The sequence below is a fragment of the Sphingobium sp. B11D3B genome, from assembly GCF_025961735.1.
Taxonomy (GTDB): domain Bacteria; phylum Pseudomonadota; class Alphaproteobacteria; order Sphingomonadales; family Sphingomonadaceae; genus Sphingobium.
The window spans coordinates 159726-175207 of sequence record NZ_JAOQOF010000001.1 but is presented as its reverse complement, the minus strand read 5'-3'; the positions used below and the strand labels follow the sequence as shown (position 1 = coordinate 175207).

The following is a 15482-nucleotide window of genomic DNA, read 5'->3' as shown; positions in this document are numbered from 1 at the left end:
TCTAACAGACCCGGGTTAACATCGGTGAGCCCGGACCATCATAAGAGTACATAGCCACGTCAGGGTGTATGTGTGGTTGCCCCTGATCCACATCCCTTGTTTCAGCGCGGTTGCGCACCGAATCTTCCGCATCTTGGCAAACGCGTTGTGCCACATGGGCAAACTGGCATTTTGATGTCCCGTATCGATGTGCAGGACTGGGACCCATGATGGCCATGTTCTGATCAGCGGCAGGATCATACAGGACACGAAGCATTTCCCGACCGGCTATGTGAAAGACTGCCGTGGCGAGCAACACTGCAAATTCGCGACGGAGAGCGACTGTTTGCGCCTGACGAACGCGCCACTGGATTTAGGACGTCACGATCGCGGTGCCGTCAGGTTCGACGCCGGTCACGAAAATCCCAAATGCGGATCCCCATCTTGCGAGCCTTATCGGCAAGATTGTCCTGAATGCCGGTGCCCGGGAACACGATGACGCCCCTCGGCATCCGTTCCAGCATCGCATCATTGCGTTTGAACGGCGCAGCCTTCTTATGGCGTTCCCAATCAGGCTTATAGGGATCCTGCGGCACAGACCGGTCCCGCGCCCAGCAGGCGGCGATGCGTTCGGCTCCGGTCGGTGTCGCGCCGTGCATCAGGATCAGATTCGGAAGCTGTCGATGAACCTTGTCCAGCACCGCGTAGATGAGTTCGTGGTCGATGCAATCGGCGCCACCGCTAAAGGCGATACGGTCACCATCGGGATCGAGCACACGCTGCTTCTGATGGCCCCGCTTGTCGATCATCCTCCGACTGTCGAGTACAGCTGATGTCAGCGCCTTATGGTTCACCATCGGCCCGGAACGCGGCAGCCAGGGCTTGCGGATATGGAGGCGGAACTGGTCGGCGGCGGCGTCGCGGAAGAACTCCATCGTGTCGCGGCGTTCGATCATGCTGATGCCTTCGGCAGTGGTGCGTTCCAACTCGACCGACTTCACCTCACTGCCATCCTGTTCGCGCTGCATCCGCTTCTGCGCGCGCTCATTGTCATCCAGCTCGCGCTCGACCCGATCGCCGGCGCGTTGGAAGACATTGACGATGCTCCAGAGCAGGTCTTCGAGATCGGGTTCGATCCGCGTGTCGATCAGGCAGGACACCATCGCATCGAACATGTCAGCGACCGCACCGGCTGCGATCCGGGCGTCCGGGAGCGGACGATGATCGGGTTCATCCTCATAGGGGCGATAGCCATAAAGCTGCATTTCCTGAAGCAAATAGGCGGTCGAGCCGGGTTGGGCTTCCTGTTCTTGTTCGGGCTTCATCATGAACCTCCGTGCCTTGAGCGCCGCGCCTCTCGCGGCCTTCGTGGCGACGCCCGGCGGCGGGTGGTTCGGGGCTGCACCGCGCCCTCGTGGCGCGGCCGGAGTGCGAGCGGAGGATGTCGGGATCAGGCTATTTTGCTTCGCGATGCAAAGGGGCACTGCCCCGGCGGAAAATAGCCGCAAGCCCTGCATTGCCGCCCCGGGGCGCCTGCCGCAGTCGCCCCTCCAACGAAGGCCGAGCGCGCGGCCCCTCTGGCAAGCGGAGAAATGGAGCCCGAGCAGGCAGGAGCACAGTGCCGTCCCGGCCTATGCCCCGGAGATCAGGAACTGCCCGGCATCAACGGCCCGAAGCTGGGCATGGACCGTCTCGGCCAGCTTCGCCCGACCAAAGGCCATCAGGTCGCTGTTGAAATCGTCGAGCCGGGGTTCGAGTGGCACGATCTCGATCCCCGCCGGGATCGCCCGCTCGGTCAGGGTCCTCAACGCCCCCGCACCAGCCGAATCGTCGTCGCGCGCGACGTAGAGGCGCCGCAGACCTGCCGGGAACAGGATGGCAGCGAGGTGTGCGGCCGACAGTCCCGCAATCGCCGACAGAGCCGGCATCACCTGACGCAGCGACAACATGGTCTCGATGCCTTCGCCCGCAACCATGACGGGTCCGGCCCGCCCGAACCGCACGCCGTTGCCAAGCAGATGCCCCATGGCGCGGCGGGGGTAAGCGACGGCTGCCTTGTCGGAGCCGTCCAGCGCCAGCCAGGTGCGATGAACGCCCATGACGGTGCCGTCGAGATCCGTGACGGCCGCGATCATCGCCGGGCATGCCGGGCGGACGTCGGGCTCATCGCCCTGCGATGCCCGATACCAGCAGCAGGGATGGAAGCGCAGCGCCTCGCAGCCGATGAGATCGATAATGGCACGACCGGCCAGATAATGCTGTGCAAGGCTGCCCATGATCGGCCGCGATGCCGCATGAAGCCGCTGCGCCGCCTCCGGCGTACCGGTCGACGTCTTGGTCTGCCGATATCGCACGCCCTCATCGGAGGATGGAGGTATCGGCAGACGCAGAAATTGCCGGGCCTCGTCGAGTGTCTCGCGCAGAGTGCGGTGCCCACAGGCCGCGGCGATCACATCGAGCAGGTCGCCACGATCGCCGCTCTGGGCATCGGTCCATTTGCCCGCTGCCCCCCGCCCATCGGGGGACGCGAGGAGGCGGACATAGAGGCTACGCCCCGGCGTGTTACGAACGTCACCGACCAGCCAGTAACGGCCCTCCTTGTGGCCTTTGGAGAGATAGCGCCGACAAACGCTTTCGGCATGCTCAGCCAGACGGTCGGCAATGAGGGTCGCGGGGCTTTGCATCGACATGGGGCTCCTCAGGCAGCCTTGCGCGATGAGAGCTTCTCGATCGGGAACCGGTCGAACAGGCGCTCCAGCACGCCCGCGCCGACAGCCCCTGTCGGCACGTAAAGCCGGAGCTTCCACGAGACGATCTCCGAGATCAAGCCCATGGCTTTCAGCCGCTCGATACCGAGATCGTTGAAGCCGGTGAGTTCGATCCGCCAGTCGTTCATGGCCCGGACACGCTGGAGCTTCTGATTGTCCGCCAGCATCAGCACGGTTTCGCCGGACATCAGCATGGCGAACGCATCTTTGCCGGTCAGCGTCACTGGCCCGTCGTCATTGGCAACCCGCGCGGCCCAGGCCGGCGACACCCGGCGACCGATCACGCGCTCGCCGTCATCGGTCTGGAGCCGATAAACGCGGGTCGATTCGTCGGGGAGCAGCTTCCAGATTGGCAGCAGCAACCCCGAGACCATGTGGATCGTCGAGAGCTGATGCACGGGAAGTTCCGCCAGTTCGGTAGACCAGGCCGCGCTGAACACATCGCGCTGCGCTTCCTCCCACTGGCTCACGGCCAGCGTCTCGACAGGAACCACGCTGTCGGCCAGCGGCCAAACCAGACGCACGCGCGGATGGATCGCGCCGTCATCATCAGTGACGCTGCGCGCCCGGCGCTGGATCGCCGCCCGACCCGTTTTGGCATTGATGAGCAGCTTCGCCCCCCGGTCATCGGCCTGCGCCAGCGCGTCGGCCAGCGACAGGGGCGTCAATCGATCCTTGCGCTCGATCGTCAGCAGCGCAGTCTGCGCGCCGGTGCCCGGATGCGTATAGATCGGCGTGCGCCCGACGATGCGGAAGCTCTCGGCCGTTAGCGTCTCCAGCCCAAGCTCATAGCTGCCGCTGGCGATCGCGCCTTCGATGCGGGCGGTGAGTAGCCCTTCGAACACATCAAACAGGAGGTTCTGCATCGCCACCGTCAGCGCAAGCATCCGGTTGAGGAAGGTGTTGATGCCGGGCAGTTCGTCGCGCAAGCCACCTTCGCTATCGAGCAGCGACAGCCCGGTCGCTGCCTCAAACTGGGCGAGCGAACAGCCTTCGACCTTGTCGTGTGCGAGCAGGCGGTACAGCTGGCGGAGCGCATCGCGGGCATACCAGCTCTCCAGATTGTCGGTGGCGCGGAACATGTTCTGACCGCCGGTCTGGCGCTGGCCGCGCGTGATCGCACCCAGCGAATCGAGTCGCCGGGCAATGGTCGAGATGAAGCGCTTCTGCGCTTTCACATCGGTTGAGACCGGCCGGAATAGCGGCGGCTGCTTCTGATTGGTGCGGTTGGTCCGCCCGAAGCCCTGGATCGCGGCATCGGCCTTCCAGCCCGCTTCGAGCAGATAATGGATACGCCGACGCTGGTTCCGACATCCCAGATCCGCATGATAGGATCGCCCGGTGCCGCCGGCTTCGGAGAATATCAATATCTGCTTGGCGTCATTCTGGAAGGCGTCGGTCTCGTGGAGCCCCGCCGATGCCGGGCGACTCTCGACGGCGAAGCGCACCGCGCCGTCGTCGCTCTTCCTCGGCACCACCCGGCGCGACCGCCCCGTCACCTCGGCCACCATGCCTGTCCCGAAATGCTGGACGATCTGATCGAGCGCACCCGGCACCGGCGGTAGGGCTGCGAGGCGCTCGATCATCGCCTCGCGGCGGCGGACGGCCTCGCGGTTGAGCACGGGCATCCCATTCTCATTGCTGACCGGCCGGGACGACAGATTACCCTCGCCGTTTGTGAAAGGCTCATAGAGTTGCACTGGAAAGCTGTGCTGAAGGTAGGAGAGAACGCCGTCCCTCGGCGTGATGTCCACCGAGACATCATTCCATTCCTCGGTCGGAATCTCCGCGAGGCGGCGCTCCTGCATGGCCTCGCCGGTCGAGACGATCTGCACCACGGCGGCGTGACCATCGGCCAGATCCCGCGCGATGCTGGCGATGACGGCTGGCGTCTGCATGCTGGTGATGAGATGATTGAAGAAGCGCTGGAGCATCCCCTGATAGACGGATTTGGCCTGTGCCTTCGCCTGCCTGTTCAAGGTGCCGTGCGTCGCGCTCGTGACCCCAGCCGCTTCGAGCGCGGCATCGAGATTGTTGTGAATCACCTCGAAGGCTGAGGCATAGCTATCATAGATGCGGACCTGCTCCGGGGTGAGCTTGTGCTCCAGCATGGCATATTCCACACCGTCGAAGGACAGCGAGCGGGCCGCATAGAGACCAAGTGCCTTGAGGTCGCGGGCCAACACTTCCATCGCGGCAACCCCGCCATTCTCGATCGCGGAAACAAACTCGCCCCGCGTCGCAAACGGGAAATCATCGCCGCCCCACAGACCCAGGCGTTGGGCATAAGCGAGGTTCTGCACCGTGGTCGCGCCAGTCGCCGAGACATAGACGATGCGGGCGTTGGGCAGTGCGTGCTGGAGGCGAAGGCCAGCACGGCCCTGCTGCGAGGCGGCGACATCGCCGCGCTCGCCCTTGCCGCCGGCTGCGTTCGCCATGGCGTGGGCTTCATCGAACACGATCACCCCGTCGAAATCGGAGCCCAGCCATTCGACAATCTGATCGACTCGTGATTTTTTGCCCCCACGCTCCTGCGAGCGCAGCGTCGCATAGGTGGTGAAGAGCACGCCTTCCTCGAGCCGGATGTCGGTGCCCTGACGGAAGCGCGAAAGCGGCGTGACCAGCAGACGTTCCTGACCGAGCGCCGACCAGTCACGTTGCGCATCCTCCAAAAGGCGATCTGAGACCGACAGCCACAGCGCACGGCGCCGGCCTTTCAGCCAGTTGTCAAGAATGATCGCCGCGACTTGACGGCCTTTGCCGGCGCCGGTGCCATCACCCAAAAACCAGCCCCGGCGGAACCGGGCGGCATCGTCCATCCCCTCCGGCGCGGCGGTCACGACATCGCAGGTCGCATCGACGGTCCAGGCGCCCGACAGATAACCGGTATGCGCTTCGCCAGCATAGATAACGGACTCGATCTGCGCGTCCGATAATATGCCGAGCGTCACGAGATGCGGAGGCAGATGCGGCCGGTAGGTCGGTTTGGGCGGCGCGACCGAGGCCATCGCCGCGGACTGGACCAGTGGCGTGGGATGCGGGGCCGCGCCTGCGATTTGCAGCGACTGAAGCGCATAGGGCTCGTAGATGCCCTCGCCGAGGCTGTCGGCGGGTGGCGTCCAGTCCACCGTCTCATAGGTCAGTTCGCAGGCTTTCGCTGACGGCGCAATAGCAACGGACGGATCGGCCAGGGCGGAGTTCAGGGGGCTACGCATAGAGGGGGCACACGCAGCGGCGATCGGAAGGATGGCGGCGGACGGCGCCGGGGTGGTCGGGTGACGAGGCGGCACCTGGGCCTGCACCCAATTAAGCAACGTCGCGCAGTCGGGTGCGATGTCCCCGCTGGCTAGAAACACCGTGGGATCGTCGGCGGGAAGTTTGTCGATCACGGTGAGGCGCGTGTCGATAGTCGTGCCGTGCCTCGCATAGACCTTACCGTCGATCGCGGCGGTGAACACAATGCGGCCCGTTTCCTGCAGGCGGACAAAGCTGTCCCGCCACGCCGGAGCATTGGGCGAGCAGTTTGCCCCAGTGATCGCGACCAAACGCCCGCCCGGCTCGAGCCGTGCCAGCGCCGAGGCAATATGGCGCAGCGCCGCGTCCTTCATGGCGCGATCGACATGGGCCACTGCCGAGAAAGGCGGGTTCATCAGCACCACGGTTGGCCGGACCGCGGTGGGCAAGTAATCGTCGATCGACGCGGCATCGTGGCGCGACACGGGAACGCCCAGGAACAGGCGACCAAGCAGTTCGGCGCGCAGTTCAGCCAACTCGTTCAGCGTGATCGCCACGCCGCGATGTTCGGCATGGATGGCGAGCATGCCGGTGCCGGCGGACGGTTCGAGCACGTGATCGCTGGCGCGCAGCGCGGCGGCGGTCGCGGCGACGAAGGCGAGACCTAGAGGCGTCGAGAATTGCTGGAAGGCCTGCGAGGTCTCCGAACGCCGCGTGTGGGTTGGCAGCAGCTTAGCGATCCGCTCGATCAGCAGCAGCTCGCTGGGCGCGGAGCGGGCCGAGACCGCCACAGCATATTTGCGCAGGAACAGGAAGGCTGCCACTTCGCAGGCGTCGTAGGCGGTCTTCCAGTCCCAACCTCCTTGCGCATCGGTGGAACTGAATGCCCCGGTCATGGCGGAGCGCAGCGTTGCGGCATCGATCGCACGCCCCGCTTCGAGGCTGGGCAGCAGAGCGGTGGCGGCAGTGATGATGGCCGCCGCACGGTCGGCGAAGCCGAACGCGGTGGAGGAACGCGCAGCGCAAAGCGCAGCGTCGGACAGGAGCTGGGTCATAGGATAGGTTTCCGGAAGAGCGAGAACAGGACGGGCCAGCGGACGCTCTCTCTCAGCCCGGCTGGCTCCCCCGCTCCCGCCCTGCCTCTCCCTCTCGACCTTCGTGCCGCTATGCGGGCCGAACGATGCGTAAATACTGGCCCGAACTTGAATGCTGCGCTATCCGACGGAAAAGTATCAAGCGCCACCGCATGCGACCGGTCCCACTATATCCGCCTGCGCAACAGAAAGACTTCCATGACCGTTCCAGTCGAAGCCGACACCGTCCTTATTTCGCTGACTGCCGATATCGTCGCATCGCATGTATCGAACAACAATGTTGCGGTCGGCGACCTGCCGATACTGATCGGGAATGTGCATGCCGCCCTGAGCACACTGGGTCAGGCGCCGTCGGTCGAAGAACCCAAACAAGTGCCCGCGGTTTCGGTGCGCGCGTCGGTCAAGCCCGACTATATCGTATGCCTGGAAGATGGCAAAAAGCTCAAAATGCTCAAGCGTCACTTGATGACGCACTATCAAATCACCCCCGAGCAATATCGCGCGAAATGGAACCTGCCGGCCGACTACCCGATGGTCGCCCCCAACTATGCCAAGCAGCGCCGCGCGCTCGCACAACAGATAGGGCTGGGCCGCAAGCCCAAGGTCGAGGCAGCCATTCCAGCGCCAAAGCCAGCGAAGGCACCTGTGACGCGTCGCCCTCGCAAAAAGTCCACCGAGACCACGGCATAGGATTATCGCCGGCTCTGGATACGGGGCGTGTAGAAAGCCCGCCACGGTCGCGCCGCGGCGGGCTTCTCGATAGTGCATCAGCCCATGGGCATCTCGCGATGGTCGACGGCGTGAATCACGAGCCCGTGATGGGCTGACCCACAGTCGTCGCTGGACATGAGGAACGAGCGGCGATCGACACCGCTATCGCGCGCCTCATCGATGATCGCGACGGGCTCGGTGACCACAGATGTGGATCAACCGAGCAGGAATGATGGCCGGGGAGCGACCCGTGTCGCCCCGTTCGATTCTCACGCGACCGCCGCGAGGGCCTCACCATCGTCTTCAATGTCCACCAGTTCCTCCTCGTCGAGGAAAGCCGGCAAGGTGGCAGCCTCTGCTTGCACCTCCGGATCGGAGGCAAGCGCGTCAAGCATTGCAGGCGTCCGCATCGGCTCGGGCAGCCAGCCGGCATCTTCCAGCAGCCGCTCGGCCTCGTTCGCCATGTCGCCCTTCTTCAAATGGTCGATCATCTCGGCAAATTTAGCGCCTCTGGCCTCCGCCACATCGGCGAGGATGCGCGGCTTGGTCACGCTGCGGAAATAGCCTTCAACAGTTGGCTTCCAGCCCGCGCCAATCACGTCGAGTCCGACCGCCCGCGCCAACACATGACTATGCTCGATGCGTCGCTCGATGCTGTACTTCGAGATGCGGCCATTATCGTACTTCGGCACCATTTCGAGCTGGGCGTTGACCGACTGCGAAACGCAATGGGCAAACAGCGCCGCCTGTTCCGCGCCATCGAACGCAAGCAGTGCGTCCCATAGGTCCTTTTCATCGTCCGGCAGGCGGTCGGCCCAGCGCTTGTGACGCTCCTCGATCGCCTTGGCTGGGGCGCTGCAACGTAGGGCCGCGGGCGCGAACCCGAACGACACCTTGTGCAGAGAGACTTCGAGGCAGGACTCTCGGCTTGCCATATAGAAGGTGGCGAGGACGAAGGCGTGCAGGACCGCGCAGAGGGCCGTCGCCGAGTCCTGCGCAAAGGCGTCCTGCAGAGCGAGCGTACGCCAGGCGGTGAGTTCAGCCACAAGGCGGTCAGGCAAGGGCTTGAGGATCTCGCCATCCTCATCCTCGACGCTGCCAGAGGCCGCGCCGATCGACACCACCTCGGAAGCGGCCGAACCGGCCACGGCTTCGCGCTTGGCTTCGTCGCCTTCGACAGGTGCAGCTTCAGAACCGGCAACATCTTCTCCTTCGTCGGCCTCTCCCGCTGGCTCATCCTCAGGCCGGACATAGCCGCGCTCGATACAGAGCGAGCCATTGCTCTCGATCGAGACGAAGACGCCAGCCCGCGCCACCTCGTCTGCATCGAATGTCATCGGCCGGTCGACCAGCACGCCGATCGCCGCGTCGATAACATCCATGCGCTTGACGATCTCTTCGGGAACGCCGGGCATGTCGGCCCATTCTTCCTCGATCGCCTCAGCCTCTGCCTTGAGCGCGGCGAGTTGCGCTTCCTCCTCGGCGCTCATGGGGTGGGCTGTGCCATCGATCTCCCGCAGGCCCTCGGTCACGCTCCAAGGCAGGTCGATCGCGGTCGTCACCCACTTCCAGCCTTCGGCGCCGATCGCTTCACCTTGTGCCTTAAGCTTCTCGCCCACCAAACGGTCAAGCAGGACCGGATCGGTGAGCCAGCCGCCATCGTCCTCCTCGAACAGATCGCGCATCACGCTGCCGCCCGCCGCGACATAGGCATCGATTCCGACGAATCGCACGCGCTTGTCGGCGACGCGGATCGTGTCCTCGGTGAGCTTCTGGCGGATATAGGCGCCCGATTTGTTGTAGCTGTGAGTAAGCAGCTCCCACAGCTGTTCCTGGCGCGCATGATCCTCGGCGACCGAGAAGGCCATGAGCTGTTCGAGCGTCATGCCGTCCTCGGCATACACGTCGTGGAGTGTCGGCGAGACCTTCGCGAGGCGCAGGCGCTGATTCACCACCGCCGGAGTGACGAGGAAATGCGCAGCGATGGAGTCGATATCTTGGCCTTTGTCGACCATCGCTTGCATAGCGCGGAACTGGTCGAGCGGATGGAGTTGCTCGCGGAACGTATTCTCCGCAAAGCTGTCCTCTTCGGCCGACACGCTATCATTGGCCGACTTGACGACACAGGGAATCGGCGCGTCCCTCGCGAGTTGCTTGCGCTTCACCAACAGTTCGAGCGCGCGGAAACGCCGGCCACCGGCCGGCACCTCGAACTGCCCTGTCTCCTGGCCCTTCTCATCAAGAATGGGCCGGACGTTGAGGCTTTGGAGCAGCGTGCGCCGGACGATATCGTCGGCCAATTCGCCGATCGACACGCCCGCTTTCACCCGACGGACATTGGACTGGGAAAGGATCAGACGGTCGAACGGAATGTCGCGCGAACCGCTGAGAGTGATCTTTTGAGGCGCTTTTGCCACGGGAGTTCTCCATGACGGACCGCCGTAAGACTCTCTCCCGGCTCCCAACCCGTCATGAAGCCCCCGGCTTCCCTCTTCCTCTAAGGCCTGCCACAGGCAGGCCCTGCGCGATTAGCGATCCGGTCTAACCCTATGGAGTTGACGCCCGCCTTCGATCGATTGGCGCGCCCTAGCGGTGTCGCTGTTAGTCAAATGCCTTCGCGCAGGCGCTCCCACTGTCTTCGAGAAGGGCTGCCACGTAGTTACCCCAATCGCGCAGCGCTTCCTTCTTTTCCGTTTTCCAGTTGTATCGTTGATAGATGCCCGCGACGCCCGCCCGCGAGCCGCCCACATGGTTGAGAACGGCCTCTGTGACCTCAAAGCGGACACCGAGCCGTTGGAGGCCGGTCGCGACTGTGCGCCGTAGATCATGCAGGCGCCAATCGGGAACAGCCTCTCCACCATCACACGCAAGCAGTCGCTCGATCTTGAGCTTCCCTTTGTGGTATCCTGTGTAGCGCGCACCGGTCGAAGTCGCGAACACGCGACCTTGCCGCGGCCATTTGGGTCCCAGTGCAAGTCCGTCCAGCACCGCGATAGCTGGGTCGCTCAGGTAAATCTCGTTTGGCTCCCTGTTCTTGGTGCGCGAACTGGGAAGACTCCAAAGCCGTTCGGCCCGGCTTATCTCGTCCCACGTCATATCGTTCACTTCTTCCCGGCGCTGGCCAGTCAGCATCAACAAACGGATGATTGGACCGAAGCACGGATGGGTTTTCGGCGCATGCGTCCATATCCGGCGAAGCTCGTCATCTTTGAGCCAACGGTCGCGCGGCTGAACGGCAGGCGGCGTTTCCATGCCTTCCAAAGGACTACGCTCGATATCCCCGCGACTGACGGCCCACTTGAACAGGCGGCGCATGACCGCGAACACGTTACGCCGGTTGGCCATCTGCCCGGCGGGCATGGCATCGAGCACAGCAACAATCTCTACACGGGTAATCTTCGGCAAAGGCTTGTTGCGAAGCACTGGCTTCACATGCAGACGCAGATTTCGTATCACCGTAGCTTGCCATCTGCCGCTCAAAGACTGGGCGAAGCGATCTGCAAAATTGGAGAAAGCTAGGTCGACTGCCTCGCGCCGTCGTGCCTTCGCCGCTTCTCCAGGATCAACACCTTGAGCAACCAGGATTGCGAGGCGCTCGGCTTCAGCACGTGCCGTGACCGGGGTCCATGGTGAGCCATGCGAACCGATCGTGTAGCGCCGGCTCTTCGCTTCCGAACCGCCCATTCGGTACTGCAGAATGTACGATGCCTTTCCAGAGGAGAGGACTTTGACGCCGAACCCTTTGAGTGCGTCATCCCAGAGGAAGTCGCTTGCACCTTTAGAGATCAACGAATCGACGCTCCGTTTGATAATTTTTCCAGTAGCCATGACTTTGCCTTCCGTCATCTCAGCAACCATCCAGCAAACATCGTGGAGGAAACCGAGGGTTACGCCCGGAAGTGTATGTCGAGCTATCTTATTGATCTAGGACGACAATTATACGCCAGACTTAGCGGCTGTACGCCTAAATTTAAAATACCAGACCTCATGCCCTTGCCTGCGAGCCTTGGCCTCATAGCGGGTTTCGGGCCAGCCGCCCGGACGGTTGAGAAAATCGCGCGGGCTATCGCACAGCCAGTCGAAGTCCTCGCGGTCCCGCATCACCATCAGCGCCCAGCGCAGGTAGATCGGATGATCGGTCCCGAACCGGAACTCGCCGCCCGGTTTCAGCTTGGCGGCGATCATGTCGACCGGCCCCTTGTTCATCATCCGCCGCTTGGCATGGCGCGCCTTTGGCCATGGGTCCGGGTGGAGCAGATACACAAAGCTGAGCGCCCCATCGGGGATGCGCGCCAGCACTTCGAGGGCATTGCCCATATGCAGCCGGACATTGCCCAGATGCTGGTCCCGCACATGCCCCAAGGCGCCGACCACGCCATTAAGGAAAGGCTCGCAGCCGATGAAGCCATGGTCCGGCAGCATATCGGCGCGGTAGGCCAGATGCTCGCCGCTGCCGAAGCCGATCTCGAAATGCAGCGGCCGCTCGCCAAAGGCGGTCGGGCCGAACAAGCGCTCGGCGGTGATCTCGCCCTCCTCGGGCACGCTGATTGCCGGCAGCAGCTCATCGACAAGGGCCTGCTGCCCCTGCCGCAGCTTATGGCCGGATTGGCGGCCATAGAGCCGGTTGAGCGTGGTGGGATCGCCTGATTTGTGCGCTGTCATGCGCGTGCGCCTAGATCATTTTGTCGCTGGAGGAAACGGGGGACGGCGCGCGCGGTGCCTGCTTTCATCCGCCCGCGCAGCACCTACGAAAAACGGCGCGAAGCAAGCCTCGCGCCGTTCCCTATCTCTTAGAACGCAAAGGAGCGCCCTGGCTCAGCCCAGCGCGGCCTTGAGGTCCTCGACCAGATCGGTCTTTTCCCAGGGGAAGAAGTCGCCTTCCGCCTTGCGGCCGAAATGGCCGTAAGCTGCGGTCTTGCGATAGATCGGCTTGTTAAGCCCCAGATGCGTGCGGATGCCGCGCGGGGTCAAGCCGCCCAGCTTCTCGATCTTGCCGATCGCCGCCTCGATCTTGTCGTCGCCCACCGTGCCGGTGCCGTGCGTATCGACATAGAGCGAGAGCGGCTTGGACACGCCGATGGCATAAGCCAGCTGGATCGTGCACTTGCTGGCCAGGCCCGCCGCCACGATGTTCTTGGCCAGATAACGCGTGATGTACGCCGCCGAACGGTCAACCTTCGTCGGGTCCTTGCCGGAGAACGCGCCGCCGCCATGCGGAGCCGCGCCACCATAGGTGTCCACGATGATCTTGCGGCCGGTCAGACCTGCGTCGCCGTCCGGCCCGCCGATCTCGAAGCTGCCGGTCGGGTTGATGTGATACTCGGTCTCGTCGCTCAGCAGCGCGGCGGGCAACACGTCGGCGACCACCTTCTTCACATAGGCCTTGAGCTCGGCTTCCTTTTCGCCGGCATCATAGCCCTTGGCATGCTGGGTGGAGACGACGATGGCAGTGCAGGCGACCGGCTTGCCATTCTCGAAGCGCAGCGTGACCTGACTCTTGGTGTCCGGCTCCAGGAAAGGCGCCGCACCCGAGTGGCGGTCGGCGGCCATGCGCTCGAGGATCTTGTGGCTGTAATCCAGCGTCGCCGGCATCAGGTCGGGCGTCTCGTTGCAGGCATAGCCGAACATAATGCCTTGGTCGCCAGCGCCTTCATCCTTGTTGCCGCTCGCGTCCACGCCCTGCGCGATGTGCTCGCTCTGGCCGTGGAGATTATTCTCGAAGCGCAGCGTCTCCCAGTGGAAGCCCTCCTGCTCATAGCCGATATCCTTGACCGTCTGGCGGACCGTGCGCTCGATTTCCTCCAGCGCGCCCGGCGCCCACTGGCCGTTCTCATACACGCCCTTGCAGCGGATTTCGCCGGCCAGCACCACCAGCTGCGTCGTCGTCAGCGTCTCGCAGGCGATACGCGCTTCGGGGTCTTTGGAAAGGAACAGGTCGACGATCGAATCGCTGATCTGGTCGGAAACCTTGTCCGGGTGCCCCTCGGAAACGGATTCAGACGTGAAGAGATAGCTGGAACGCATGGGAGATCGTGACCTTTCTTCTAGCGGCTCTCGTGGCGGAAGTTCGGGGCCGCAGTTCATATAAAGAAATGTTTATGTTGCGCGCTCCTTAGCGAGTGCGCCGTGCGATAGCAACGCCGCTGACGAGCAGCAGCACGGCCAGGCCGACCGGCAGCAGGTTGCCCAGCCGCGCAAACAAGGTGGGCGGAAGCGGCGCGGGCAGGGGGGCCTCAAAAGCACCCGCCTGCTGGAAGGGTATGGACCGGACGACACGCCCGGCTGGGTCGACCAGCGCCGAAATGCCGGTGGGGGTCGAGCGGATCACGGACAGCCCCTCCTCGATGGCCCGCAGCCGCGCCTGCGCCAGATGCTGCGGCGGGCCCCAGCTACCGAACCACGCATCATTGGACGGGTTGAACAGGAAATCGGGACGATTAGCGCGGTCGACCACCTGCCCGGAGAAGATGATCTCGTAGCAGATCTGCACCGCCATCCGTAGCTTGCCGCGCGCCTGCCCGCCATCCGGAGTCGCAGGCAGATCGAGCGTGCGCGGCCCCGATCCGGGCCAAAAGTCGACGCTGCCCGGCACGAGCCGCGAGAGGCCGATCGCCTCCAGCACCGGCCGCATGGGGAGATACTCCCCATAAGGAACGAGGTGCGCCTTGTCATAGCGCCCATGCAGGTCCCCGCGCGCGTCCAGCACCCACAGGCTGTTATTGGCGCCCTCCAGAACCTGCGTATCCACCACGCCGCCCTGCTCGTGGAAATGATATTTGTCGCCGCCGAGCATCAGCAGATCGTCCATCCCCAGCAACGAGGCGATCCGCCCGCGCCAGCGTGGTTCCATATCCAGCACCGCTGGTACGGCTGCCTCCGGCCAGAAGATCAACGCAGGCTTGCCGGACCGCAGCATGGTCAGCTCCGCCAAACGGCGGAAGTTCAAGATTTCAAGATTGGCGTCGTACTTCTCGTTCTGATTGATATTGGGCTGCACGACATGGATATTGGCAAGGTCGCCAGACTGGCCGTTTGCGCCGATATAGCTCGCCCGCAGCAGCCCCAGCCCAGCCACCAGCGCCAGGCCGACGATCATGATACCTGCCGGCCGCCATTGCCGGTGCGCCAGCCACCACAAGGCCGCCGCTGCGAGCATGGCGACCAGACCAAGACCATAAGTGCCGATGGCGATGGCCGTCTGCTCCACGCCTGTGCCCAGCCAGATCACCCCCAAAGGATTCCAGGCGAAACCGGTGAAAAGGCTCGCGCGCAGATATTCGGTCAGCAGCCAGGCCGTGGCGAGGAACAGGGCGAAGACCTGCGGCCGGCCCCGCCCGAGCGTCCAGCCGATCATGGCGGCCATCGCCGGATAAACCGCCAGATACACCGAGAGCAGCCCAACCGCTGGATAGCCCAGCCAAGCCGGCATCGAATCCTGAAAGGTGAAGGCATGGGCAATCCAGTTGAGCCCGAGCATGAAATGCCCGAGGCCGAACAGATAGCCGATCCGTCCTGCGCTCTTGCGGTCCGGCGCCGCCCAGATCAGCTGCATCAGCAGCGCGAGCATGATGAGCGTCACCGGCCACAGCCCCAGCGGCGCAAAACCGGTGGCGGAGAGCAGCCCGGCAAGCAGGGCCGTCACGCCCGGCCTGCGCGCGACGAAGGCTGCAGCGATCCGGTAAGGCGCGGGGGACAT

10 protein-coding genes are annotated in these 15482 nt (G+C 63.8%); 1 reads left to right on the top strand and 9 read right to left on the bottom strand.

The window, feature by feature from the left end:
• Positions 1 to 377: 377 nt before the first annotated feature.
• From M2333_RS00810 to M2333_RS00800, 3 genes are all read right to left on the bottom strand, one after another.
• A complete protein-coding gene (locus M2333_RS00810; protein WP_264612531.1) occupies positions 378 to 1304 on the bottom strand; it encodes a DUF2493 domain-containing protein in 927 nt (308 codons plus the stop codon).
• Between the two features lie 306 nt (positions 1305 to 1610).
• A complete protein-coding gene (locus tag M2333_RS00805; RefSeq protein ID WP_264612530.1) occupies positions 1611 to 2663 on the bottom strand; it encodes a toprim domain-containing protein in 1053 nt (350 codons plus the stop codon).
• Between the two features lie 14 nt (positions 2664 to 2677).
• A complete protein-coding gene (locus tag M2333_RS00800; RefSeq protein ID WP_264610521.1) occupies positions 2678 to 7036 on the bottom strand; it encodes a strawberry notch family protein in 4359 nt (1452 codons plus the stop codon).
• Positions 7037 to 7273: 237 nt separating this feature from the next.
• Between M2333_RS00800 and M2333_RS00795 the strand changes: the two genes are divergently transcribed.
• On the top strand, positions 7274 to 7765 hold the full coding sequence (locus M2333_RS00795; protein WP_264610520.1) for a MucR family transcriptional regulator: 492 nt from the start codon (positions 7274 to 7276) through the stop codon (positions 7763 to 7765).
• 77 nt (positions 7766 to 7842) lie between these two features.
• Here the strand turns inward: M2333_RS00795 and M2333_RS00790 are convergent, their stop codons facing one another.
• From M2333_RS00790 to lnt, 6 genes are all read right to left on the bottom strand, one after another.
• Entirely contained in the window at positions 7843 to 7992 is a 150-nt protein-coding gene (locus tag M2333_RS00790; RefSeq protein WP_264610519.1) for a hypothetical protein, read from the bottom strand.
• Between the two features lie 63 nt (positions 7993 to 8055).
• Complete coding sequence (locus tag M2333_RS00785) at positions 8056 to 10203, bottom strand: ParB/RepB/Spo0J family partition protein (protein ID WP_264610518.1); 2148 nt, start codon at positions 10201 to 10203, stop codon at positions 8056 to 8058.
• A gap of 184 nt (positions 10204 to 10387) precedes the next feature.
• Complete coding sequence (locus M2333_RS00780; protein WP_264610517.1) at positions 10388 to 11632, bottom strand: tyrosine-type recombinase/integrase; 1245 nt, start codon at positions 11630 to 11632, stop codon at positions 10388 to 10390.
• Between the two features lie 90 nt (positions 11633 to 11722).
• Positions 11723 to 12448, bottom strand: coding sequence for a tRNA (guanine(46)-N(7))-methyltransferase TrmB (trmB, locus tag M2333_RS00775; RefSeq protein ID WP_264610516.1), 726 nt, complete (start codon positions 12446 to 12448; stop codon positions 11723 to 11725).
• A gap of 153 nt (positions 12449 to 12601) precedes the next feature.
• Positions 12602 to 13810 (bottom strand): methionine adenosyltransferase, encoded by a 1209-nt coding sequence (gene metK, locus M2333_RS00770; protein ID WP_181560377.1) that lies wholly within the window; start codon positions 13808 to 13810, stop codon positions 12602 to 12604.
• A gap of 88 nt (positions 13811 to 13898) precedes the next feature.
• On the bottom strand, positions 13899 to 15482 hold the full coding sequence (gene lnt, locus M2333_RS00765; protein ID WP_264610515.1) for an apolipoprotein N-acyltransferase: 1584 nt from the start codon (positions 15480 to 15482) through the stop codon (positions 13899 to 13901).

What these genes read in the sequence shown, in the direction of transcription:
- M2333_RS00810 (WP_264612531.1), bottom strand. Translation starts at nt 1,304, where the DNA reads ATGAAGCCCGAACAAGAACAGGAAGCCCAACCCGGCTCGACCGCCTAT.
- M2333_RS00805 (WP_264612530.1), bottom strand. Translation starts at nt 2,663, where the DNA reads ATGCAAAGCCCCGCGACCCTCATTGCCGACCGTCTGGCTGAGCATGCC.
- M2333_RS00800 (WP_264610521.1), bottom strand. Translation starts at nt 7,036, where the DNA reads ATGACCCAGCTCCTGTCCGACGCTGCGCTTTGCGCTGCGCGTTCCTCC.
- M2333_RS00795 (WP_264610520.1), top strand. Translation starts at nt 7,274, where the DNA reads ATGACCGTTCCAGTCGAAGCCGACACCGTCCTTATTTCGCTGACTGCC.
- M2333_RS00780 (WP_264610517.1), bottom strand. Translation starts at nt 11,632, where the DNA reads ATGACGGAAGGCAAAGTCATGGCTACTGGAAAAATTATCAAACGGAGC.
- trmB (WP_264610516.1), bottom strand. Translation starts at nt 12,448, where the DNA reads ATGACAGCGCACAAATCAGGCGATCCCACCACGCTCAACCGGCTCTAT.
- metK (WP_181560377.1), bottom strand. Translation starts at nt 13,810, where the DNA reads ATGCGTTCCAGCTATCTCTTCACGTCTGAATCCGTTTCCGAGGGGCAC.
- lnt (WP_264610515.1), bottom strand. Translation starts at nt 15,482, where the DNA reads ATGTCCCCCGCGCCTTACCGGATCGCTGCAGCCTTCGTCGCGCGCAGG.